The sequence below is a fragment of the Domibacillus indicus genome, assembly GCF_000970685.1.
Taxonomy (GTDB): domain Bacteria; phylum Bacillota; class Bacilli; order Bacillales; family Domibacillaceae; genus Domibacillus; species Domibacillus indicus.
The window spans coordinates 548,557-570,185 of sequence record NZ_LAJB01000002.1; the positions used below are offsets into that span (position 1 = coordinate 548,557).

At 42.4% G+C, this 21,629-nt stretch carries 22 protein-coding genes; 5 read left to right on the top strand and 17 right to left on the bottom strand.

Annotated elements, in window-relative coordinates; genetic code table 11:
- The first annotated feature begins 191 nt into the window (after positions 1 to 191).
- Positions 192 to 572: a Spx/MgsR family RNA polymerase-binding regulatory protein gene (locus VP98_RS03160; protein WP_046173826.1), complete on the top strand. Its 381-nt coding sequence runs from the start codon at positions 192 to 194 to the stop codon at positions 570 to 572.
- Between the two features lie 53 nt (positions 573 to 625).
- Here VP98_RS03160 and VP98_RS03165 read toward each other — a convergent pair whose 3' ends face one another.
- A complete protein-coding gene (locus VP98_RS03165; RefSeq protein WP_046173827.1) occupies positions 626 to 1,255 on the bottom strand; it encodes an MBL fold metallo-hydrolase in 630 nt (209 codons plus the stop codon).
- Between the two features lie 168 nt (positions 1,256 to 1,423).
- Here VP98_RS03165 and VP98_RS18450 point away from each other — a divergent pair, with 168 nt between their 5' ends.
- Positions 1,424 to 1,600, top strand: coding sequence for a DUF2759 domain-containing protein (locus VP98_RS18450; protein ID WP_046173828.1), 177 nt, complete (start codon positions 1,424 to 1,426; stop codon positions 1,598 to 1,600).
- Positions 1,601 to 1,627: 27 nt separating this feature from the next.
- Here VP98_RS18450 and VP98_RS03175 read toward each other — a convergent pair whose 3' ends face one another.
- The 9 genes from VP98_RS03175 to VP98_RS03215 all read right to left on the bottom strand — a co-directional run bounded on the left by VP98_RS03175 (position 1,628) and on the right by VP98_RS03215 (position 11,033).
- Complete coding sequence (locus VP98_RS03175) at positions 1,628 to 3,499, bottom strand: LTA synthase family protein (RefSeq protein ID WP_046173829.1); 1,872 nt, start codon at positions 3,497 to 3,499, stop codon at positions 1,628 to 1,630.
- 235 nt (positions 3,500 to 3,734) lie between these two features.
- Positions 3,735 to 4,664, bottom strand: coding sequence for an ROK family glucokinase (locus tag VP98_RS03180; RefSeq protein ID WP_046173830.1), 930 nt, complete (start codon positions 4,662 to 4,664; stop codon positions 3,735 to 3,737).
- A 2-nt stretch (positions 4,665 to 4,666) separates the two neighbouring features.
- Complete coding sequence (locus VP98_RS03185) at positions 4,667 to 4,876, bottom strand: YqgQ family protein (RefSeq protein ID WP_046173831.1); 210 nt, start codon at positions 4,874 to 4,876, stop codon at positions 4,667 to 4,669.
- Positions 4,877 to 4,891: 15 nt separating this feature from the next.
- The gene (locus tag VP98_RS03190; RefSeq protein ID WP_046173832.1) at positions 4,892 to 6,415 is read right to left on the bottom strand and encodes a rhomboid family intramembrane serine protease; all 1,524 of its coding nucleotides are present in this window, start codon (positions 6,413 to 6,415) and stop codon (positions 4,892 to 4,894) included.
- A gap of 78 nt (positions 6,416 to 6,493) precedes the next feature.
- Positions 6,494 to 7,054: a 5-formyltetrahydrofolate cyclo-ligase gene (locus VP98_RS03195; RefSeq protein ID WP_046173833.1), complete on the bottom strand. Its 561-nt coding sequence runs from the start codon at positions 7,052 to 7,054 to the stop codon at positions 6,494 to 6,496.
- A gap of 46 nt (positions 7,055 to 7,100) precedes the next feature.
- Positions 7,101 to 7,250: a 50S ribosomal protein L33 gene (gene rpmG, locus VP98_RS03200; RefSeq protein WP_045850975.1), complete on the bottom strand. Its 150-nt coding sequence runs from the start codon at positions 7,248 to 7,250 to the stop codon at positions 7,101 to 7,103.
- A 51-nt stretch (positions 7,251 to 7,301) separates the two neighbouring features.
- The gene (locus VP98_RS03205; protein ID WP_046173834.1) at positions 7,302 to 8,165 is read right to left on the bottom strand and encodes a nucleotidyltransferase family protein; all 864 of its coding nucleotides are present in this window, start codon (positions 8,163 to 8,165) and stop codon (positions 7,302 to 7,304) included.
- The gene (locus VP98_RS18205) at positions 8,162 to 10,435 is read right to left on the bottom strand and encodes a glycosyltransferase (protein ID WP_052712114.1); all 2,274 of its coding nucleotides are present in this window, start codon (positions 10,433 to 10,435) and stop codon (positions 8,162 to 8,164) included. The genes VP98_RS03205 and VP98_RS18205 overlap by 4 nt, the downstream gene beginning before the upstream one ends.
- 31 nt (positions 10,436 to 10,466) lie before the next feature.
- Entirely contained in the window at positions 10,467 to 11,033 is a 567-nt protein-coding gene (locus tag VP98_RS03215) for a DUF4912 domain-containing protein (RefSeq protein WP_046173835.1), read from the bottom strand.
- Between the two features lie 150 nt (positions 11,034 to 11,183).
- On the opposite strand from VP98_RS03215, the gene VP98_RS03220 reads away from it, so the two are divergent.
- Both VP98_RS03220 and VP98_RS03225 read left to right on the top strand, forming a co-directional pair.
- Positions 11,184 to 11,546 (top strand): helix-turn-helix domain-containing protein, encoded by a 363-nt coding sequence (locus VP98_RS03220; RefSeq protein WP_046173836.1) that lies wholly within the window; start codon positions 11,184 to 11,186, stop codon positions 11,544 to 11,546.
- The gene (locus VP98_RS03225; RefSeq protein ID WP_046173837.1) at positions 11,543 to 11,980 is read left to right on the top strand and encodes an endolytic transglycosylase MltG; all 438 of its coding nucleotides are present in this window, start codon (positions 11,543 to 11,545) and stop codon (positions 11,978 to 11,980) included. The genes VP98_RS03220 and VP98_RS03225 overlap by 4 nt, the downstream gene beginning before the upstream one ends.
- 47 nt (positions 11,981 to 12,027) lie before the next feature.
- On the opposite strand, the gene pstB is transcribed toward VP98_RS03225, so the two are convergent.
- The 7 genes from pstB to VP98_RS03260 all read right to left on the bottom strand — a co-directional run bounded on the left by pstB (position 12,028) and on the right by VP98_RS03260 (position 20,783).
- Positions 12,028 to 12,837, bottom strand: a complete 810-nt coding sequence (gene pstB / locus VP98_RS03230) for a phosphate ABC transporter ATP-binding protein PstB (protein WP_046173838.1) — start codon at positions 12,835 to 12,837, stop codon at positions 12,028 to 12,030.
- Between the two features lie 42 nt (positions 12,838 to 12,879).
- Positions 12,880 to 13,764 carry a phosphate ABC transporter permease PstA gene (pstA, locus tag VP98_RS03235; RefSeq protein WP_046173839.1) on the bottom strand — a complete coding sequence of 295 codons (885 nt, stop codon included), beginning with the start codon at positions 13,762 to 13,764 and terminating at the stop codon, positions 12,880 to 12,882.
- On the bottom strand, positions 13,764 to 14,708 hold the full coding sequence (pstC, locus tag VP98_RS03240; protein ID WP_046173840.1) for a phosphate ABC transporter permease subunit PstC: 945 nt from the start codon (positions 14,706 to 14,708) through the stop codon (positions 13,764 to 13,766). The genes pstA and pstC overlap by 1 nt, the downstream gene beginning before the upstream one ends.
- A 97-nt stretch (positions 14,709 to 14,805) precedes the next feature.
- Positions 14,806 to 15,786, bottom strand: a complete 981-nt coding sequence (locus VP98_RS03245; protein WP_046173841.1) for a PstS family phosphate ABC transporter substrate-binding protein — start codon at positions 15,784 to 15,786, stop codon at positions 14,806 to 14,808.
- Positions 15,787 to 16,086: 300 nt separating this feature from the next.
- The gene (locus VP98_RS03250; RefSeq protein WP_082087828.1) at positions 16,087 to 18,213 is read right to left on the bottom strand and encodes a peptidoglycan D,D-transpeptidase FtsI family protein; all 2,127 of its coding nucleotides are present in this window, start codon (positions 18,211 to 18,213) and stop codon (positions 16,087 to 16,089) included.
- A 160-nt stretch (positions 18,214 to 18,373) separates the two neighbouring features.
- Positions 18,374 to 18,982: a superoxide dismutase gene (locus VP98_RS03255; RefSeq protein WP_046173843.1), complete on the bottom strand. Its 609-nt coding sequence runs from the start codon at positions 18,980 to 18,982 to the stop codon at positions 18,374 to 18,376.
- 166 nt (positions 18,983 to 19,148) lie between these two features.
- The gene (locus VP98_RS03260) at positions 19,149 to 20,783 is read right to left on the bottom strand and encodes a Na/Pi cotransporter family protein (protein WP_046173844.1); all 1,635 of its coding nucleotides are present in this window, start codon (positions 20,781 to 20,783) and stop codon (positions 19,149 to 19,151) included.
- A 228-nt stretch (positions 20,784 to 21,011) separates the two neighbouring features.
- On the opposite strand from VP98_RS03260, the gene VP98_RS03265 reads away from it, so the two are divergent.
- Positions 21,012 to 21,545, top strand: coding sequence for a DUF1189 family protein (locus tag VP98_RS03265; protein ID WP_046173845.1), 534 nt, complete (start codon positions 21,012 to 21,014; stop codon positions 21,543 to 21,545).
- Positions 21,546 to 21,629: the final 84 nt, after the last annotated feature.

A 21,629-nucleotide genomic window follows, 5' to 3' on the forward strand; every position in this document is an offset into this window, starting at 1 on the left:
CCAGGGTGGTTTTATCTCCCACAAAGCATTTATTCACTCTTAAAAGCTTCAAAATATAACTGTGAAGCATAAGTCTGAAATTTGTCACCCTTCTCTGTAATAGCCCACAAACAAAATAAGTGATATCTCTGTACAATCATTGTACAACTATTGTATAGTTAATGTAAGCTAAAAAGAAAGGGGACTGCCAAATGTCTGCCGTTACTTTTTTTACGTATCCGAGCTGTACCTCCTGTAGAAAAACGAAAAAATGGCTTTCTGCTCATTCAGTTGAAGTAAAAGAGCGCCATATTTTCCGTGAAACACCGACAAAAAAGGAATTATTAACACTTCTTTCAATGACTTCCGAAGGCCTTGATGAATTGCTTGCGACCCGCAGCCGCATGTTTAAATCACTGAATATTGAGGTAGATGAAATGCCTTTATCCGATGTTATTGATTTACTGATTAAAGAGCCGAAACTGCTTCGCCGTCCCATTCTGACAGATGGACAGAACCTTGTTGTCGGCTATAATCCCGAAAAACTAAGAAGCCTTGCGAAAAAGAAACAAATCATGAAGTATACGGGATAAAAAAACGAGAACACCACAGCGGTGTTCTCGTTTTTTTCAATTTTACCTGCTATTTAAAACCCATTCAAAAAAGGATTGCTGTCCATTTCCGCTATAATGGATGTCGCCGGTCCATGTCCTGGAAGCACAATCGTTTCTTCAGGCAGCGACATTATTTTTTGATGAATACTCGCAAGCAGCTCTTGATGATTTCCTCCCGGAAGATCTGTCCGCCCAATGCTGCCCATAAAAAGTGTATCACCGGCAAACAAAGCACCGCCCTCTTCAAAATAATAAGAAATGCTGCCGGGCGAATGGCCTGGTGTATAGAGAAGCTGAAAAGTAAAAGGACCAATGGAAAGCTCTTGTTCCTGATCCAGGATAACGTCCGCCGGAGGAGCAGTAATAGATCCCATTCCAAACCGGGCAGATCCGTTTAATTCTGGATTTTCAAGCCATTGTTTTTCCTCTTTATGAAGATAAACGGGAATGTCAAATGTTTGTTTAAGCTCTTTAACAGCCCCAATATGATCAAAATGAGCATGTGTCAGCAAAATGGAAATTGGCTCCAGTTTATTTTCGTTCAGCCATTGAATGAGCTTCTCTCCTTCCGAACCAGGATCAAGAAGAATACATTTTGATTGATGTGAAAGCACATAACAGTTTGTTTGCAATGGACCAAGGGGCAATTGTGTCCAATCCATATTATCTCCACCTTTCTCTTTATCCTTTTGTATCGTAACAGGAAATCGCCGGCGTTAAAAGAATTATCCGCTTTCACTCTCGACAAAAAAAGAAAAAACTTATACAATTAAGTTGTATTTTAACATTACATAGTTCTATTTGATTTTGTTTAAAGGGGGTTTGAGACGATGAACGGTTTAACTATTATTTTTGCTCTTATCGCTATTCTTGCAGTATTCAGCACAATCAGTGCATTGAAAAACAAAAATTTGCTTGGAATTTTCTTCGGTCTTGGCACCGCTGGTGTTATTGGGTGGTTTACTATCATGACTATTTTGCATCACGGCTATCCAGCAGCCCATTAAAAAAACTGCCCTTAAAGGGCAGTTTTTTTATTGTTTCTGTAATGCTGAATCCGGATCATAAAAACGAAGCAAATCGCCATAAATAACACGATCAGAGTAGCTTAATTCTGTGGCAGCTTTTTCAATATATGGAGCACATGCTGCAGAATCAATTTGTTCTCCTGTTGCTTTATCCCAGCATGCATCGCCAGCATACACGTAATCTTTCGTTATAAAACGGCCGTCCCGGAACGCCGCAAAATTTTCATGTTCTGCAGACAATAAATCCTGGCCGAATTGAATATCTTCTTTCGTATCAATTCCTAAAAGGTGGAGCAAAGTCGGCCGGACATCTACCTGGCCTCCAACAGTTGAAATCTCTTTTCCTTTTACTCCAGGAATATGAATCATAAATGGCACTTTTTGCAACTCAGCCGACACATAAGGTGTCACTTCCTTGCCAAGATATTGAGCCATTGCTTCATTATGATTCTCCGAAATTCCATAATGGTCTCCGTACAGAACAATAACTGAATTCTCATAAAGTCCTGCTTTTTTTAAATCTTCTACAAATGTTTTTAACGCCTCATCGGTATACCGGACTGTGACAAAATAACGGTTTAACGTTCCGCTGTTCGAATTGAATTCCTCAATCAATTTGTCTTCATCGTCATAATAGAAAGGATGATGGTTTGTCAGTGTAATCATTTTAGAATAAAAAGGCTGCGGCATTTCTTTCATTAACCCAACAGACTGTTCGAAGAAAGGTATATCTTTCATTCCCCAGTTTACGCTGTTATCTTCGTTAACTTCATAATCATTAACATTATAAAAGCGTTCATATCCAATCGATTCATACATAATATCACGGTTCCAAAAGCTTTTGTTGTTTGCATGCATAGCATTCGAGAAATAACCATTTTCTTCAAGTCTTTCAGCCATTGAATTAAATTCATTTCCTGAATGTGTGAAGAAAACCGCTCCCCGGCTCAACGGGTACAGCGAATTTTCCGTTAAAAATTCTGCATCCGAGGTTTTACCCTGACCAGTCTGATGATAAAAATTCGTGAAATTTAAGCTTTCTTTAGCAAAGTCATTTAAAAATGGCGTAATCTCCTGGCCATTCACCGTATTATTCATCACAAATGCTTGAGTAGATTCTACTGATACCATAATTAAATTTTTCCCTTTTGCAATACCAAATAACTCATCATTTGGTGCTGCGTAATTGGCATCTGAGAAGTTCTGGATTTCCGTTAATTCACTTCCATTTGCCAGAGCACGCTGGGCGGAAGATTTAGATTGTAAGAAAATATCGTAAATATGATAGTTGAATGTGCCAATGTTTTTCACAAGCATTTCCCGGTCAAACGTTCTTGTCAGCAGCTGCGGACGCTCAATTTCTGCTAACCCGAGGTTTAAAAACATAAGTGCAGCAGCGGATAAAAAGTAGGCCCGGCGGTTCATTTTGGACATTGGCTGAAACTTTACAACCGAAGGCTTGAATTTAAGCAGAAAAAGTAAAAGAATGACATCTGCAAAATATAAAATATCGGCTGCATGAAATTCTTCTGTTACACTATTGCCCAGATCGGCAAAGTTGCTTGTTTGAAATAAAAGCGGCAGCGTAATAAAGTCGTTAAAAAAACGGTAAAAAACAACATTTGCAAACAATAGAAAGCTTAAGAAAAAGCTCATACCCAGCAAGTATCGATTACGTACTTTATCACGCTTAAAGAAAAAGCCCAGACCCATTGCCAGCATGATAAAGCTGAGCGGGTTAATTAATAAAATAAACTCCTGCAGGGCGTTTTCAATATCCATGTTAAAACTTGTTTTATAGACGATATATGTTTTCATCCATAAGAACAAAACAGCGACAGCGATAAGGGAAACGTTGCTGTGTAATGTTCTTTTCATTTTCCCAGCCTCCTCGTTACGTCTGTAACAACGTTCAGGGGTTAAAACCTTTTTTAACCTTTTGTAAATTGCCTTTCACAATCTTAATACTTTTTTTACAAAAAATCAAACAGAACGCCAAAGTAACTTTATATAATAGTCGCATGACGATTTCGCTTGTTCAATCATACGCATACATTCGAAAAAAGTTTCAAAAAAAAAAACAGCCTTCAATAAGAGGGCTGTTTTTTCAGTTTTATTGAACTGTCATAACTTTAGCCAGGTATGCCGCGCCAATTACCCCGGCATCGTTGCCCAGCTGGGCTTTTTCTAATGAAAGAACATCCATTGCGCGCGGGAATGTAAACTGCTTTACATATGCTTCCAATGGCAGCATTAATGCATCACCCGCCTCGGACACACCGCCCCCGATTACAATTTTAGCCGGATTAACAGTGTTCGCTATATTGCCAACGGCCAGCCCCAGATAGAACGCGCAGCGATCAATAACACGTCTGGCTGATTCATCTCCGGCCGCTGCTTGTTCAAATACCGTTCGGGCATCTGGTGCCTGCTTTCCTTCTTGTTTATACAAATTAACAATTCCGGTAGCTGAAGCAACTGTCTCAAGACAGCCATGCTTGCCGCAGTTACAAAGGCTCCCTCCTTCTGGAATCACGGTTATATGGCCAATTTCTCCAGCCGAGCCATTTACTCCTGTAACAATCATTCCCTTCGATACTACGCCGCCGCCAACGCCTGTCCCCAGTGTTATACAAACAACATCTCCAGCGCCGCTTCCTGCTCCGCGCCACATCTCACCAAGCGCGGCACAATTTGCATCGTTTTCAATAAAGACAGGCAGCTCTATAGCTTCTTCCAGCAGCCTTTTTAATGGATATCCATTCGACCAGCCAATATTAACGGCTCCCGAGATTGTTCCCTCCACTGGATCGGCAGGGCCTGGAGCCCCGACCCCTGCTGCAATTATATCAGCAGCTGTAAGCCCGTCTGCCGCTAATTCTTTATAAAAAGACCGGGCAATATCTCCAACGATATTTGCACCGCTGTCCGAACGGTCAGTTGCAATGGCCCATTTACGGATCACTTCCCCTTCTGTTGTTAGAAAAGCCATTTTAATTGAAGTGCCGCCAATATCAAATGCAGCAAGCCGTTTTTCCCCCATAGTTACCTCTCCTGTTCTTTTTCTTTTTCAATTGCAATCTGCCGGCGCAGTAGAAGCAACGCCATTTGGAAGTCTTCCAGTTCAACCAGCTGGGATTGATAAAGCTCTTTCAGCTCAAGTTCCATCAATTGCAAATCTGCCACCCGATTGCCGATATAAACAAACACACCGTAGCGTTTCAGCAGCTGCTGCACATCAAAAATTGTTTTCATATTTTCACCCTGCTTTTATTCATTGTTCAGCTTATTGGCAAGGTCCTGGTAGGCCTGCTCGCCCGGCGCATACTTTACCGCTTCCGCTGCCGATGCTGCTGCCTTGCTCCGTTTGCCTTGTTCCGAATAAATAAGCGCTAAATTAAAATGCGCTTCTGGAAAATCACTCCGCAATGAGACTGCTTCCCTAAAATGCTTTTCCGCTTGTTCAAGACTTCCATTTTTCGCTTCAATAAAGCCCAGGTGAAAATATGTTTCAGCGGTCGGTTCACCATTGTTCTGGAGAAAATTTAACAGTACACGTTCCGCTTCTTCATGATTTCCAGCCTCCAGTTCTTTGGATGCCTGCATATTGACTGATTTAGCATCCAGTGCAGCATATCCGCGCTCAAATCCTAAAAATAAACCGGCACTCACTAAGACCAATGCTCCTGCTGAAAAGGCCGCCTGCTGAAACCAGCGCCGCTTTTTCGGAAAATGGACCACGCCTGTCGCTAAAAATCCGCCAATTAACCCGCCAATATGGCCTGCATTATCAATTCCAGGCACCGTAAACCCAAACGCCAGATTAATCCCAATAACAACCAGGATATTCATTCCCATGGTGCGGAAAAACAGTTTGGGTTTGGTAACACCGAAATAAAGAAGAGCGCCAAACAGACCGAATATAGCACCGCTCGCACCAGCAGATAAATTGGGGGTCAGTAAAAAGCTTAGCAGACTGCCTGTGAAGCCGGAAAAAAGATAAATCCATAAAAAGCGCAGTCGGCCGTATATTTGTTCAACAGCCGTTCCCAAATAATACAAAGCCATTGAATTCATTAATAGATGCAGCAGCCCGATATGCAGAAAAATTGGTGTAATAAAGCGCCACCATTCACCCTCTAAAATAAGCGGGTTAAATTTCGCACCAAACTGTAAAAGCACCTGTGTATTTGTGCTTCCCCCGAAAAAGGTCATAAGAAAAAACATAATGATATTAACAGCGGTAAAAAGATAGGTGAAGAAAGGCTTTCCATAATGAAAAAAACGTCTTTCTTCTTCTTTCCGTTTTACTTCATGAGACAATACTGCCCGCTCATAAGCTGCTGCTTCATCTTCCCCGCCGTCAAAATCTCTCTGCTCCGGAGCCTGCGGAAGCACCGCTTCTAATTGCTGAAGCGGCTCGGCTACTTCGTTTTCTGTGAAGAGAACGGTTAAAACTTTTGTTTTACCGCTTTCAATCGGTTTAATAAATGGCAAAAATTCATCAACCGGTTTATAGGGAGAGACAACGACATTGAGAATTGACAGCTTTCTTATCCCTGCCTGCTTTCGAAACTTTTCGCCAATCCATACTGTTTTTTCAACAGTCCGCCTGAGCTCAGCCGCCCAGCCAAGATTCTGCCTGGACAGCCTGATAATCGACGCTTCTTTGAGCGAGCGGTTCTCAAGCAGCATTTCATTTCGATCCTGGTTCAACCTTGCCAGCGTATATTCCTGTTCAACGACAAAAAAATAAGCAAGCCGCCAAAAAATCACGTCAGTTTGAGCTGTCATTTTATCACTACTTTCGTCCATCCTGTTGATACAACTATAACGGAACTGGCCCGGACGGTAAAGAAAGAAGAGCAGCTTTTAGCAAACGATTACTTCTTTTTCGGTCACAATTTTCTGAACGGGGAGGTCGTGCTTTTCGACGGGAAGCGTATCAGAAAGCTGAATGGAGAATGCTAATGAAATCGTTTGCCCTTCATATGAAGAAAGAAAGCGATCATAATAGCCGCCGCCAAATCCGATACGAAAGCCTCTTCGCTCAAAAAGAAGCCCGGGTACGATTACTAAATCCAATTGATTCGGCTCAATCAACACGGTTTTTTCAGGGTTTGGTTCATAGAGGCCTGCATACACTTTTTCAAGGTCTGAAAACCGGTCCAGCCTGTGAAACTGCATTGTTCTGTCAGCAGGATGGCATTTCGGTACATATACTTTTTTCCCCCCCAGCCAGGCCGACCGAATCAGCTGCCATGTATCTACCTCAAAATCAGCTGAAACAGTCAAAGCAACTGTTTTTGCTTTTTTCCATTCCGCAAGCGCATACAATTTTGAAGCAGCTTCAAAGCTTTTTTGCTCGTAGACTGGCCGCTCCATTGCGGCAAGCTTTTGCTTAATCGATTCCCTTATTTGTTTTTTGTCCATTCGCTCCTCCTCAAAAGAAAAAAACAGCAGGAAAGTCTCCTGCTGCTTACTTCGTTTCGCGGTGCACTGTTACTTTTTTCAATCGCGGGCTGTATTTTTTCAACTCGAGACGATCCGGGTTGTTACGTTTGTTTTTAGTTGTGATATAGTTACGGTCACCGCTCTCAGTGCAAGCCAATGTAATATTTACACGCATGTTTTTCCCTCCAAACTTGTCTAGCTTATTTTCAAGTCATATGCGACTTTACTATAATAGCACTTTTTCATCAGAAATGCCAGCCTGTTTTTTTAACATTGATGAATAAGATTCCTGCAAGTCTGCAGCTGTATTTTTTCCATGCAGCGCCGGCGAGGAAAAAGTATCGGAAAGTGGATAAATCGGCTTTAATCGCCCGGTAATCCCCTGGATTCCCCGCTTTAACCGTTTTTCTGCCAGCTTATATGCACGATGTGTCCCAATATCCTGCCAATAGGCATTGGTTTCATATACATAAACAGGTTCCTGGTTAGAAAGAAGAGCCGGGAAGACATCTTTTGCAAAATCTACTTCTCCTTGAAAAGGATAATCCTCAAACACAGACGGTTCAATTAAATAAATACCCGTGCTTACCTGGTTGGTCCATAAGTGGGCGTCCGCCGGTTTTTCTAACAGCGACAGCAGCCTTCCTTTTGGATCAGTTAAACAGACACCGAACTGCTCGGGCCGGTCTGCCACCGTCGTAACAATGGTAACCCGTGCCCCTTTTTCTTTATGAAAATCGTATACATGGCGCAATGGGATATTCGTCAGCGCATCCCCGCTTAAAATAGCCAGCGTCTCTTTAAATAAGCCGCTTGAAGCAAATAAACTTCCTGCCGTACCGAGCGGCTTTCGCTCTTCAATATATTGAATGTAAAGCCCATCTTGCCTGCCAAACCCTGCATGCTGCTGAATAACTTCCTTTTTGTAACAAACCGTCATAATCACCCGATAAATCCCATTCATCTTAAAAACATTTAAGTTGTAATCTAAAAGAGGTTTATTTAGTAAAGGAACCATTGGCTTTGGTATGCGGTCGGTAATAGGACGCAGTCTTTTTCCACGCCCGCCAGCAAGCAAGATGCCTATCATGTACGAACCCCTTCCATCTTTTTTATGAAAACGGTTTGATTGTATACTTTTTCTGTTTGTGCACTGATGTGATTCCAGCTATAAAGCTCCTTTGCCATTTCGTGTCCATTAAGGCCAAGTTCTTTTGCAAAATCAGGCTTATTTAAAATAGCCGATATTTTTTCCGATAAGTCCTCTGCGTTGCCGGGTTCAAACAAAAGGCCGGTTTGTTTGTGTAAAACAAAGGATTTTAACCCTCCTGTCGCTGCGGCAATAACAGGCTTTTGAAATGCCATTGCTTCGAGGGCTACAATTCCAAACGGCTCATATAAGCTTGGAAAAACAGCCGCTTCGCATGATTGAAATAGTGCTTTTCTTTCTTCATCACTTACATATCCTACAAAGTGAATTCTATCTTCGAGTCCTCGTTTTTTTACTTCTTCACGCCAGTTTTCTAACAAAGGACCCTTCCCCGCAATAATAAACTGAATATTTTCTTTTTTCAAGCTTTTCAAGTGGATATTAAAAAATGTTTGAAATCCTTTTTCAAACACCATTCTTCCAATCGAAAAAATAAATGGTTCCAGGTGGCTGAAGCGGGTAGAACCAGATACCCGTTCTTCAAATTCAACTCCGTTTGGAATCACATAGATGTCTTTTTCTATCGCCTCATAGAAAACCCGCAATTCCTCTTTCATTGGCTGGCTGCAGACAATAATGGTATCTGAAGATGAAATAAGCGCTTTTTCTTTCGAAGCAATCGCATGCTGCAATTCATTGTGAAGACCATTGTTTCGGCCATGTTCTGTTGCATGAATAGTTGCAACAAGCGGAAGCTGGTGCTGCTCTGCCAGTAAAACGGCAGCATCCCCGGTCAGCCAGTCGTGTGTATGGATAAGAGAAACATCATACTCACGAATCAGCTCCGTTCCCTTCTGGAAAAGACACAAATTTAAATCTGATGTCTGCTTCAGAAAATCACGCTCTCCTTTATGAAGCGGACCTGTTCGATAAATATGAACACCTTTTACAACTTCATAATGAGGAGATTCATGGTGGGAAGCTGTCAGCACAATTACTTCACGCCCGGAGGAAACGAGCGATTCAGCAAGACCGTGCACATGGCGGGCCATGCCGCCGACAATGTTTGGCGGATATTCCCACGTTAAAAGAAGAACAGCTCCCTCCATTTTTTCAATATGCTCAACTGGTTTTTCAGAAGAAAGAGTTACGCCATAATGCAGACGCATACGCTGGTGAGCATAATCTAAATCCGGAAATTCCTTGCGGGCGCCATCAAGTAAATATCGAAGAGAATCAACAGCACTTGCCAGCTCCTCTTCAAATCCGTGAATGGCAGCATATATACAATATGCCCACTCAAGATCAAGCACTCCCCCTGCCTCATAAATGGCAGACCTGCACTTTTCGTCCCATTCTTCTTTTAAATAAAGAATTGGTTCACAGCGCTGAATTTCTTCAACTGTGATTAATTCCTGTCCTTTATTCATGTTTTCATAAGCAAGCGGAAAATGGATAAACCGCTTGGCAGAAGAAGAACTGCACTCTCTTACAGTCTGCTTTTTATCAATATCAGCATACCACCGGCAGGCATTCTCCTCTGTTATTGAAACAAGTGTTACAGCAGACTGACTGTTTCCTTGCCTGTTTTCGGCTTCATAAGGAAAAATCTCAAGTCCGCGCGGCGACATCCAATGAACATCAGGCTCTTCTTCTAATGGAAAGGCATCGCCTGGAAGAAAAACAAACTGGCAGCCTGCCTGCTGAAGAAGTTCATCAATTCCTGGCATATAAGCACCGCGCGGAAGCCAGATAGACGCCGGCGGAGCACCAAATAATTCTTTCCAGACAGCAGCGGTCCGCTTTAAATCATCTGAAGCTGCCCCTTTTGCCGTGTAAGCAGTTAATGGATAATGACTGAGCGACACTGGCAGCAAAAGAAGCTTTCGTTCGTGAATTAAGTCTTTAAAGGCTTGAATAAACGAGCCATCATACGAGCGCAATAAATCAGCCGACATGTGGTGGTCATGATGATCAATAAAGGTGTTGACAGCCATTTTTCCACGAACACCATTTAACCAGCCCAGTACAAACAAATTCACTACTGCTGTTACCGGCTTGCCCGGCTTTGCCTGATTAGCAGCCGCCAGCAGGCATCCGTACACGTTCATTATTTTTATTATTTCTTCACTGTCTATTGTCGATCCGGCCAGGGCAAGAGGCCGAAAGGGATGATCTGCCATTAAGATATTTGAAAAAGAAACCTTCATTTCCCTTTACCTCCTTCACCTATTTACAGCTTTATCGCAGGCAATCTGGATGCTCAATCCAGTTTGGTGCGTCAAAAGGATAGTGGTAAAATTCTTCTGCTGCCCTTAGTTTAAATATATAATCTGTGTTCCGCTGATATGAAGTGTGGACAGGGTGTGACTGTAAAATTGGCCAGAATGTATAATGCTCTGTTAAATAACCAAGTTCACAAATATAAGAACGATTTCGCTTCAGGCCTTTGATAACCCAGCTGCAATCCTCTTTAGTTACTTTTATGCAAGTAACTGAGTGGGCATTTGCTCCATTAAAATAAATATCCGTTACATCAAAAATCCGGAGATCCAGCACTTCTGGATTTAACGGCTTTTCACAATAAAATGCCGCTTCTAACAGACGAGGTTGAAGATGCCATCTGCAGTATAGGCGCTCTTTTGATAAAAAAATGGCGTGAAGTTCATTTTTCACCTCCAGGCCCTTTTTTTCCGTCATAAAACGACGCCATTTTTGCTTTACCTGCTGCTTTGGAATCGATAATTTCGACTCGATTTGATCCCAGGAGAAATTTCGATTTCTCAGCTTGACAATTTCCTCAATCAATATGTATCACCCCGGTCTGGCAAATTTCCTAAACTAGTTATACCATTATGGTATCACGTTCAATAATATGCGGCAATTGCCAGCAGGCCGCTTTCCTCGACTTCCTGTTATGATACAATAACAAAAAAGAAAGATGAAAGGGGATTTCGTATGAACGGACTTATAATCGGATTGGCATGTGCCGGTGCCTGTTTTATTTTATTGTCATTTTTTGTCCGGGATAAGCAGCGGCATCTTGAAAAAGAACTTGAAGAACTCTCAATGAAAATGCTGCAGGAACACTACCAATTTAACAAAAAGCTGAAAGTACTTGAAGAAGAACTCCTGATTGGAGACACTCCTCCCATCAAAATTAAAAAACCGGCCGCAGTAAATGAAATTCTTCAAAGCCAGGTCATTGCACTTTATCAGCAGGGAACCCCACTGCCGCAAATCGCAGCCCAATCTTCGCTTTCACTAGATCAGGTGAAACACATTTTAGCTGTAAATAAGCGAATGGAGAATCAAGTATGACCAAACAATCTATTCGCTCCTTTGGCATTGGGCTTCTGGCTGCTTCGGCTGCCCTGTTTGTATTCAATCAATCCGAATCAAATAAATCTGCAGAACTTTCGACAGAAGAAATGATCCAGCTGCTGGAGGAAGAAAATTACACAGTTCAAAAAGCAGATTCCAGCAAAGAACAAGAGCCGGCTTCAGAACAAACCAGCCAAGCACAGCGCCAACCAGGAAAAGCCGCCGCCCAGCCTGTGACAATTTTAGTCGAATCAGGCATGTCGTCTTCTGAAGTAGCCGTTATGTTAAAAGAGGCCGGCCTTGTCGACGATGCAGAAGCTTTTAATCAATATTTAACGGAAACCGGTTATGCTAACCGCCTGCAGACAGGATCGTTTACTTTCCAGCCCGGCATGACTGATGAAAAGCTTGCCGAAATATTAACAAACTAAATTTCCCTATAATGAAAAGCCGGCGCATGAAGCGCCGGCTTTTTGTATTATCCAAATCTTCCTGAAATATAATCATCTGTGCGGCTGTCCGCAGGGCTGTTGAAAATTGTATCCGTGGCATTGAACTCCACTACTTCTCCGTTAAGGAAGAAAGCCGTTTTGTCGGAGATACGGGCCGCCTGCTGCATATTGTGAGTGACAATAATAATGGAATATTTCTCTTTAAGCTCTTGAATAAGTTCTTCTATTTTTAAAGTTGAAACCGGGTCAAGCGCAGACGTTGGCTCATCCATTAAAATGACATCCGGCTCAAGTGCCAGGCAGCGCGCAATACAAAGACGCTGCTGCTGTCCGCCAGATAAACCGTAGGCCGGCTGATGAATCCGGTCTTTTACTTCATCCCATAAAGCCGCACCGCGCAGGCTTTTTTCAACTGTTTCATTAATAATCTGCTTGTTTTTAATACCGTGAATTTTCAAGCCAAAAGCAATGTTTTCATAAATCGATTTTGGAAACGGATTTGGTTTTTGAAAGACCATGCCAACGCGCGTCCGTAATTCCTCCACAAGAAAATCTTTGCTGAAGATATCACGTTTACGATATTCGATTATCCCGTTTGTTTTTACTCCGGGCACAAGATCAATCATACGATTTAACGTTTTGATATAAGTAGACTTTCCGCAGCCGGATGGACCAATAATAGCTGTTACGTCTTTTTCTTTAATACCGAGATTAATATTTTTAAGCGCATGATGATCGCCATACCATAAATTCAAATTTTTCGTATTGTAAACCAGCTGTTCTTCTGCTTGGACAGCCTGGTTATTTTTTGTGGAATTCACCGCAGTTAATGCCATATTAGATTACCTCCAAATTTTCAGTTACTTTTCCTTAAGCTTTTATCTCGCTTGATAACGATTCCGAATCCATACGGCAACAGAGTTCATTAAAATCAGCACACCGAGCAAAATAATAATCCCTGCCGCTGCAAGATTGTGAAAATCAACCTGCGGCCGGCTTGTCCAGTTGTAAATTTGCATCGGAAGAGCTGTGAATGAATCCAAATAGCCAGATGGCAAAAAAGCAACGAATGTTGGAATACCAACGACAATAAGCGGAGCTGTTTCACCGATTGCCCGTGAAAAAGCCAGGATACTGCCGGTTGCAATACCCGGAATGGCATAAGGAAGAACAACCCGGTAGATCGTCTGCCACTTTGTTGCCCCAAGGCCATAGGATGCTTCTTTTAATTCATTCGGAACAGCACGGATTGCTTCCTGGGCTGCCACAATAATAACCGGGAGAACGAGCAAAGCCATCGTAAAGCCTGCAGCTAAAACACTGTTGCCAAATCCCAGAACACGGACAAAAATAGTTAGCCCAAGCAGTCCGAACACAACGGATGGAACACCGGCCAGGTTTGAAATATTCATCTGGATCCAGCTTGTTAAAGCGTTCTTCTTTGCATACTCTTCCAGATAAATAGCTGTGCCGACACCAAGAATTGCAGCCGTTGGGATAACGACACTCATCATCCAGAGCGTACCGACTACAGCAGCTTTAATCCCTGCCTGTTCAGGACGGCGAGAAGCGAAATTTTGGAAAAAGTCCCATGATAAATAAGGAGCACCTTGAGAAATGATACGATAAAGCAAAATAATTAAGATAATCGATGTAAACACTGTTGCTGTTAAAAAAATTCCCTTGATTGCCTTGTTCTTCATTAAGCGGCCATCAATACGGCCAACCATTTCCTCTGCCTTAACTCTTGCTGTATTTTCCATCAGTATTCCTCCCTAAAACGCTTGGAAATGAACTGTGCAAGCAGGTTCATTGCTAAAGTAAATACAAACAACGTAAATCCGACTGAGTAGATACTATAGTAAATTGTTGTTCCAAATCCTGCATCACCAGTCGTAACCTGTACAATATAAGAAGTCATTGTTTGTAAAGATGTTGTTAAGTCCAGGGAGGCAGATGGTGTTGACCCTGCGGCAATTGACACAATCATTGTTTCACCGATCGCACGGGAAACGCCGAGCACAATGGATGCAAGAATACCGGAAAGAGCCGCCGGAAAAATAACTTTCGAAGCTGTTTCCCATTTTGTAGATCCCAGCGCAAGCGCACCCTGGCGGACTGATTCCGGAACCGAGGAAAGCGCATCTTCCGAAAGAGAAACAATGGTTGGAATAATCATAATTCCTACTACGATACCAGGGCTGATTGCATTAAACAGTTCAAGTGACGGAAAAATTTCACGCAATAAAGGTGTAACAAAGGTTAAAGCAAAAAAACCATAAACGATGGTTGGCACACCAGCCAGTACCTCTAAAATTGGCTTCATAATTTTACGGGTACGCGCACCTGCGTATTCACTTAAATACAATGCTACCGCAAGACCGATGGGAACTGCAAACAGAGAAGCGATTAAGGTAATCTTCAACGTTCCTAAAATCAGCGGCCAGATTCCGTAGCTAGGGTCTGTATTGGAAAATGGATACCAATCGGTGGAAGTGAAAAATTCGACGATTGATACGTCGCGAAAAAATGTGATTGTTTCAAAGATTAACGTTAATACAATTCCTAACGTTGTTAAAACAGAAACTGCTGCCATTATAAACAAGACTACTGGAATAATTTTTTCACTTCTGTTCAAAAAGCCGCCGTTGTATTTTTTTTCAAGCAGCTGCTGAACCGGACTGAGTTCTTTATTTGTTGTTTTCAACCCGATTTCTCCTTTCAACCCACGCACACCAATAGGGGGCTCTGCCCCTATTGGTGTGCAATTTAGTCTTTATCCGCTTTTGTAATCCAGTGGCAAATTATTTTAAGCCTTCAAGTGTTTCAAGCTGTTCTGTATATTTTTCTTCCGGAAGGGATACATAGCCTACATCTTCAGCCAGCATTGCCGCATTCTCAAGTGTAAATTGCGTATAAGCTGCTACCGCTTCATCATCAGCAATGGCTGCGTTGTCTACATATGTGAACAATGGACGGGAAAGTGGCTCGTATTCGCCGCTTTCGATTGTTTCTGCATTTGGCTCAACAGCTTTACCCTCTCCATTAACAATCGGTACTACTTTTAAATTGTCTTTGTTTTCAAGATAGTATGCATAGCCGAAGTAGCCAATCGCATTTGCATCACCTGTAACACCCTGTACAAGAACATTGTCGTCCTCAGAAAGTGTTGCTGTTTTATTGATTTGTGCATCTTCAAGAATTATTTCATTGAAATAGTCATAGGTACCTGAATCTGTTCCCGGCGAGTAGAATTTAATTTCTTCTTCAGGCCAGCCTTCGCGCACATCTGACCATTTCACGGCTGTACCGTTATCCACCCACATTTTCTTTAATTCATCTACAGTTAACTGGTCAACCCAGTCATTGTCTTTATTTACAACAACAGACAGTCCATCATAAGCAAGCTGGAATTCTGTGTATTCAATACCCGCATCGGCAAGAGCTTTTGATTCTTCCTCTTTAATTGGCCGCGATGCGTTACTCATTTGCGTTTCGCCAGCGATAAATTTTTCAAAGCCGCCGCCAGTACCAGACAATCCAACTGTTACTTTTACATCCGGCTGTTCAAGCATAAATTCTTCCGCTACCGCTTCAGCAATCGGATAAACGGTTGATGAACCATCGATTGAGATTTCGCCTTGAAGCTGTGCATCACCTGAATCAGCTGAATCTTCAGCACCGTCTCCTGTTGTTGCTCCTGTATCAGCTTCTTCGCTGCATGCGCCCAATACAAGCGCCGATCCTAATAGTGCTGATAACGTGAGAACTTTGACTGGTTTCATTTCTTCATTTCCCCCTGCAAATTTGTTTTTTGTTGTTTGCTACACTGAATACAATAAAGGAATAGTATTAATAAGGTTTTAATGAAATGTTAAGGTTTTGTAAATCACGCATAATCGTTCGAAATACATCTTGCTTTTTTTTATTGAAAGCGATTGCGATTGCTGAATTGACTGTATTTGTAGTTTTTGTTCATAATCAAAAATAATTCCATCTTTTTTATGAAAAATCCAGACTGTTTATGAAATATATACCTTATGAATAAAAAAACAGCCTTTCCACTTAAGGAAAGGCTGTTTTTTTTACTCGTTTTCTGATTCAGTTGCTTCAGCTTCCGGTTCTGTTTCATTTGTTTTTGTGACAATTTCTTGATCAATAACCGCTTCAGCCGATTTTTTCTTTAACTTTTCCTCTTTTAATTCAAAGTATTTATCCATAGCACGCCGGCCGATATAATGATTAATCGGGATCGAGCTGGAGCTGTCTTCATAAGCCCATGGCACTACCACGGCCATCGCTACTTCAGGATTATCATACGGCGCGTACCCGACCAGCGTGACATTCCAGGTCATTTCGTTTTTGTTTTTTTCTTTTAACGGACCATCATACACGCCTTCCGCTGTTCCGGTTTTGGCGGCCATTTTATAAGGAGCATCCTTGAAATAACTTGACGCCGTTCCTTGAGACGCCTGTGCGACAAGACGGAATCCTTCCTGTACCTGCTCGATCCAGCCCGGCTCAAGAGGCAGTGTATTTAATACAGTCGGTTCGATTTCTTCCGCAACCGGGCCGATTGTATTTGTCTCGGATACCGGCTCGCGGATTTCTTTTACAATATGCGGCTGCATCCGATAGCCGCCGTTGGCAATAGTTGAAACGTACTGCGCAAGCTGCAGCGGTGTATACGTGTCAAACTGGCCGATGGCAAAGTCCAGAATTTTACCCGGCTGATCGACATACCCTTTATAGCCGGCTTGCTCATTCGGCAGATCAATGCCTGTTTTAACACCAAGGCCAAACTGGCTGAAATAGTTGCGCATCGTCGGAAAAGCTTCGTCATTAATTTTCAACCCGCCATTTTTCACATAGCGCGTACCGCCGATTTCCATCGCTGTTTTAAACATATACACGTTGGAAGAACGCATCAGGGCATACGTATCGCTGATGCTCATGGCGCCGCCTCGGTTAAACCAGGAGCTTTTCGGATTTGTTCCGGCAAACTTTAAAGGCTCGTCCAATATAAGCTCGCCCGGCTTATTTACACCGGTCATATAGCCGGTTAGAATTGTAGCTCCTTTAACAGCTGATCCCATGGCATAAGAAGTCGTCATGTTTCCGAGTGCGAAGTCGAAAATTTTTCCCCTGCCATCAACTACTTCGTATTTTTTTCCGGCCATAGCCAGAATTTCGCCTGTATTAGGGTCCATCATGGTGACAAATGCCCGATCTAAAAACGGATGATAGCCGGATTTCGCTTTTCTCAGTTCCTCTTCAATAATTTGTTCAACGGCTGTTTGAAGGTCCATGTCAATCGTTAAAACAAGATCCTTGCCCCGCCGGCCTTCTGTAATCGTTTCAGAGTCAAGCACATTGCCGGATTTATCCGTAATATTTTTTACTTTTGTTTTCTGGCCGCGCAGTATATCTTCATACTGATATTCTAAATAACTTTTGCCGACCCGGTCATTTCGGCTGTAATCCCGGGCTAAATAGTAATCTACCATTTCTTTTGGCAGCCCTTCCTTAGAGGAAGAGATATTTCCAAGAACGGTTTTTAAGGTATTGTCATACGCATAGGACCGTTCCCAATCGGTTGTTGTATTTACACCTGGCAGTGAAGATAAATTTTCACTGACAACTGCATACTCTACATCTGTTACATTTTCATTTTTTACAATTTGCGGCGTCTGGGCATAGCCCGCGGTAAATTCCCGGTATATGGCCAGTACTTCAAGCTCTGCGTCGGTAAGCTCGCTTAAGTCTTTTTCCGTAATGCGCTCAAGCTGAAGATCATAAATTTTATCTTCTGTCAGCTCATCGTTCTCATAAGCAGCCCATTCTGCCTCTGTTATCTTGGCTTTGGCTTTTTCTTCATGTTTCCCAATCCAAAAGTCTTTCATGTCCCGTTCTGTTACCTGATCCGTCTCTTTCTCGATCAACCCGGCAAGCTTTTCGGCTGTCTCCATCATTTCCTCTGTGTCAGGGCTTGAAGACCTTGTATACGTAATAGCATTCTGGGGAACATTATCAACGACAATTTGCCCGTCACGGTCGTAGATCTTCCCCCTCGGCACGCTCGTATTCACCGTTACATCTTCTGTCCGTTCAATTTTCCGCTGATAGTCCTCCCCCTGGACAATCTGAACGATACCAAGCCGAAAAATAAGTGCTGAAAACAAGAGAAACACAACAAAAAACAGCATATTCATCCGAAACGGCACATGCGTCTTTTTCTTTTTATTTGTTTTTTTCAACCGTCTAACCCTTTCTTTCTCTCATTTACTCTATTCCTCATTGTAACGAAACAGCCGGGTTTTTTCCACCAAAAAACCGGCCCGAGGAACGGACCGGCTATAAAACAGCTTTTTATTAAAGAGCTGCTTCGTAACGTTTAGATACTTCATCCCAGTTAACAACATTCCAGAAAGCAGCAATGTAGTCAGGACGGCGGTTTTGATAGTTTAGATAGTATGCGTGCTCCCATACATCCAGGCCAAGGATCGGTGTTTTGCCTTCCATGATAGGAGAATCCTGGTTTGGCGTGCTTGAAAGCTCTAATTCACCATTTGCGACAGACAGCCACGCCCAGCCAGAACCAAAGCGTGTTGCACCGGCTTTCGCAAACTCTTCTTTAAACGCGTCAAAGCTGCCGAATTTTGAATCAATGGCATCCGCCAGTTTTCCAGATGGAGCGCCGCCGCCATTTGGAGAAAGAAGCTGCCAGAATAAAGAGTGGTTCGCATGGCCTCCGCCATTATTGCGGACAGCAGTGCGGGCAGATTCTGGAACGGCATCAAGATTTGCAATTACTTCCTCTACTGATTTAGAAAGAAGTTCTTCGTTGCCTTCAAGAGCAGCATTCAAGTTTGTAACATATGTGTTGTGATGTTTTGTGTGATGGATGTTCATTGTTTCTTTGTCAATGTGGGGTTCTAGTGCATCATACGCGTAAGGTAGTTGTGGTAGTTCAAAAGCCATTGTTATATTCCTCCCAAAAATAAAGTGTTTTACTTAACATAACAAGATTAACAAAATTGTGAATACGGTGCAATGAATATGCCCACAAGAAAAACCCTTCTTCTGCAGGCCTCTAACTGGATACAAAAGCATAATAAAAAAAGCAGCCATGACGGCTGCTTCCTTCTTATAAATCACGGATTCCAAGGACCGCTTCCGCTATATTGACAGCATGATCGCCCATGCGCTCCAAATTGGAAATAATATCAACGAACACAATGCCTGCCTGGCCTGTGCATTTCCCTTCATTCAAGCGCAAAATATGCTGTTTGCGGAGTTTTCTCTCCATTTTGTCAATCTGCTCTTCCTGCTTGGCCACTTCACCGGCAAGATCCATATCATTTGCGTCGAGCGCACGAATCGCTTTCGAGACCGTTTCGATTGTTAATTTAAACATTTCGTCCAAATCTGCTGTCGCCTGCTCGGAAATTGACACTTTGTTTGCCTGTTGATATTCCACCAGCTCACAGACATTTTCTGCATGGTCTCCAATACGCTCAATGTCACGGACTGCGTCTAATAACGTAGAATGGCGTTCTGACTCGGCGGCGCTCAGCTGCTTCGAGCCAACTTCCACCAGATAATCAGTAATCTTCTGATCAAGATTGTCAATGGCTTCTTCAAGCTGCTCAGCCATCGCCGCATGCTTTTGATGCTTCGTTTTTAAATACTGGTGGGTTTCTTCCATTCCTTTTACTGCGTAATCACCCATGCGAACGACTTCTTCTTTTGCCTGGCTTAAAGCAATAGACGAAGACTGTTCAATAAAAATCGGGTCCAAATGCTTTGGTTTATATTCAATGAATGAGTCATCGCCCGGAATCAGCTTCGTGACGATCATTGCCAGTACCGCGACAAACGGCAATTGAATAATTGTATTCGTTACGTTAAATGTTCCGTGGGCAAAAGCAATGGTCATTTCCGGATTCAAACCCATTGATTGCTGCAAATAGCTTACAAACGCCGTGTAAAGCGGCAAAATAATCAAGAAAATAATTGTGCCGATAATATTAAACAGCACATGTGTCGCAGCGGCGCGCCGTGCTGCTACGGAGGCTCCGATTGAAGCAAGAACAGCTGTAATGGTTGTACCAATGTTGTCTCCAAACAAAACAGGCAGTGCTGCATTTAAATCAAGCAGCCCTTCTGCAAAAAGACCCTGCAGAATCCCGATTGTCGCACTGGAGCTCTGGACGATAACGGTAAAAATAGTCCCGACTACGACTCCTAAAATCGGGCTTGCCGCCATGCTGACCGTTAAATCGTGAAAAGCGTCCATCTCCCGCAGCGGCTTCATTCCGCCACTCATTAATTCCAGGCCATAGAATAGCGAGCCGAACCCAAAGATAATTCGGCCGATATTGCTTGTTCTTTTGCTTTTAAAAAAGAAAATGAGAATGGAACCAAGTGCTATAATCGGCAGGGCGTACTCACCAATATCAATACCAATAATAAAGGCAGTGACTGTTGTTCCAATATTCGCACCCATAATTACGCCGATTGCCTGCTTCAATGTCATGAAGCCGGCACTGACCAGTCCAACAGTAATAACAGTGGTTCCAGAACTGCTTTGAATCAAAATTGTTACCAGCACCCCGGCTAAAACACCCATTAACGGATTTGTAGTAAACCTGTCCAAAATATCACGAAGGCGGTCGCCGGCCGACGCCTGCAGGCCGTCCCCCATTTGCTTGATGCCATACAAAAATATACCAAGGCCGCCCAAAAATTGAAACAGCATTTCTTGGATATTAATCTCCATTTTTTCAGCTCCAGTCACTTAATTTCGACAAAATTCTCTCCAATTATGAAGAAAACGTATAGAAAAAGTAAAGGTCCTATTTAAAATCTTTACATTTAATTAATAAACGAACTTTATGTTACAATAATATTACATATTGTAATAATTATTATTTAACAAATTATAGATTCTGCTTATTTCCTCCTATATAATAAATATGATTTTGTTTTAGAAAGGACTTTTTGCCGAATGTCGTTATTTAAACAATTTAGTAAAAGTTTATATTCGCCAAAGCACATTGCTGCTTTCCGTTTTCAAAGCATCGGTAAGATTATTGCCTATTTGTTTTTTCTTGCCGTTTTGATGGGCATTCCGGCTTTTTGGGCAGCTGCTGTCTATCTAACAGGAGAAACATCCTCGGCTGCAGAAGCAATGAAAGAATCTCTTCCATTTTTAACGGCTGTTCAGAATCAGGAGGAAAATAAAGGTATTTTTCTTGCCGCAGGCCTTTTTTTCTATTATGTACTGCTTTCGTTCACATTATTTTTAAAAGCAACAGTATTTGCCGGAATTGGAGTATTATTTGTTTCCCTTTTAAAAAAGCGGGGTGAATACCGGCATTTGTTCAGAATGGCGGCTTATTCCCTCACCCTGCCGCTGCTTATCACCACAGCAGCAGAACTGGGCGGATTAACTTATTCGTTTGATTACTTGCTCGACTGGCTGCTGACTGCCATTATGCTTCTTTTTTCCATTCGCTTCCTTCCGGGTATACCGAGGTAGACTCAATTGTTGTCTGAACGGGCGTTCCTCTGATAGAATGAGAACAGGTATACATTTAGATTAACTTTTAAAGGAGCGAATCAC

What these genes read in the sequence shown, in the direction of transcription:
- VP98_RS03255 (WP_046173843.1), bottom strand. Translation starts at nt 18,982, where the DNA reads ATGGCTTTTGAACTACCACAACTACCTTACGCGTATGATGCACTAGAA.
- VP98_RS03250 (WP_082087828.1), bottom strand. Translation starts at nt 18,213, where the DNA reads ATGAATATGCTGTTTTTTGTTGTGTTTCTCTTGTTTTCAGCACTTATT.
- pstA (WP_046173839.1), bottom strand. Translation starts at nt 13,764, where the DNA reads ATGGAAAATACAGCAAGAGTTAAGGCAGAGGAAATGGTTGGCCGTATT.
- VP98_RS03160 (WP_046173826.1), top strand. Translation starts at nt 192, where the DNA reads ATGTCTGCCGTTACTTTTTTTACGTATCCGAGCTGTACCTCCTGTAGA.
- VP98_RS03190 (WP_046173832.1), bottom strand. Translation starts at nt 6,415, where the DNA reads ATGACAGCTCAAACTGACGTGATTTTTTGGCGGCTTGCTTATTTTTTT.
- VP98_RS03260 (WP_046173844.1), bottom strand. Translation starts at nt 20,783, where the DNA reads ATGGAGATTAATATCCAAGAAATGCTGTTTCAATTTTTGGGCGGCCTT.
- VP98_RS03180 (WP_046173830.1), bottom strand. Translation starts at nt 4,664, where the DNA reads ATGGGGGAAAAACGGCTTGCTGCATTTGATATTGGCGGCACTTCAATT.
- VP98_RS18450 (WP_046173828.1), top strand. Translation starts at nt 1,424, where the DNA reads ATGAACGGTTTAACTATTATTTTTGCTCTTATCGCTATTCTTGCAGTA.
- VP98_RS18205 (WP_052712114.1), bottom strand. Translation starts at nt 10,435, where the DNA reads ATGAAGGTTTCTTTTTCAAATATCTTAATGGCAGATCATCCCTTTCGG.
- VP98_RS03245 (WP_046173841.1), bottom strand. Translation starts at nt 15,786, where the DNA reads ATGAAACCAGTCAAAGTTCTCACGTTATCAGCACTATTAGGATCGGCG.
- VP98_RS03220 (WP_046173836.1), top strand. Translation starts at nt 11,184, where the DNA reads ATGAACGGACTTATAATCGGATTGGCATGTGCCGGTGCCTGTTTTATT.
- rpmG (WP_045850975.1), bottom strand. Translation starts at nt 7,250, where the DNA reads ATGCGTGTAAATATTACATTGGCTTGCACTGAGAGCGGTGACCGTAAC.
- VP98_RS03265 (WP_046173845.1), top strand. Translation starts at nt 21,012, where the DNA reads ATGTCGTTATTTAAACAATTTAGTAAAAGTTTATATTCGCCAAAGCAC.
- VP98_RS03225 (WP_046173837.1), top strand. Translation starts at nt 11,543, where the DNA reads ATGACCAAACAATCTATTCGCTCCTTTGGCATTGGGCTTCTGGCTGCT.
- VP98_RS03185 (WP_046173831.1), bottom strand. Translation starts at nt 4,876, where the DNA reads ATGAAAACAATTTTTGATGTGCAGCAGCTGCTGAAACGCTACGGTGTG.
- VP98_RS03205 (WP_046173834.1), bottom strand. Translation starts at nt 8,165, where the DNA reads ATGATAGGCATCTTGCTTGCTGGCGGGCGTGGAAAAAGACTGCGTCCT.
- pstB (WP_046173838.1), bottom strand. Translation starts at nt 12,837, where the DNA reads ATGGCATTAACTGCGGTGAATTCCACAAAAAATAACCAGGCTGTCCAA.
- VP98_RS03195 (WP_046173833.1), bottom strand. Translation starts at nt 7,054, where the DNA reads ATGGACAAAAAACAAATAAGGGAATCGATTAAGCAAAAGCTTGCCGCA.
- VP98_RS03165 (WP_046173827.1), bottom strand. Translation starts at nt 1,255, where the DNA reads ATGGATTGGACACAATTGCCCCTTGGTCCATTGCAAACAAACTGTTAT.
- VP98_RS03175 (WP_046173829.1), bottom strand. Translation starts at nt 3,499, where the DNA reads ATGAAAAGAACATTACACAGCAACGTTTCCCTTATCGCTGTCGCTGTT.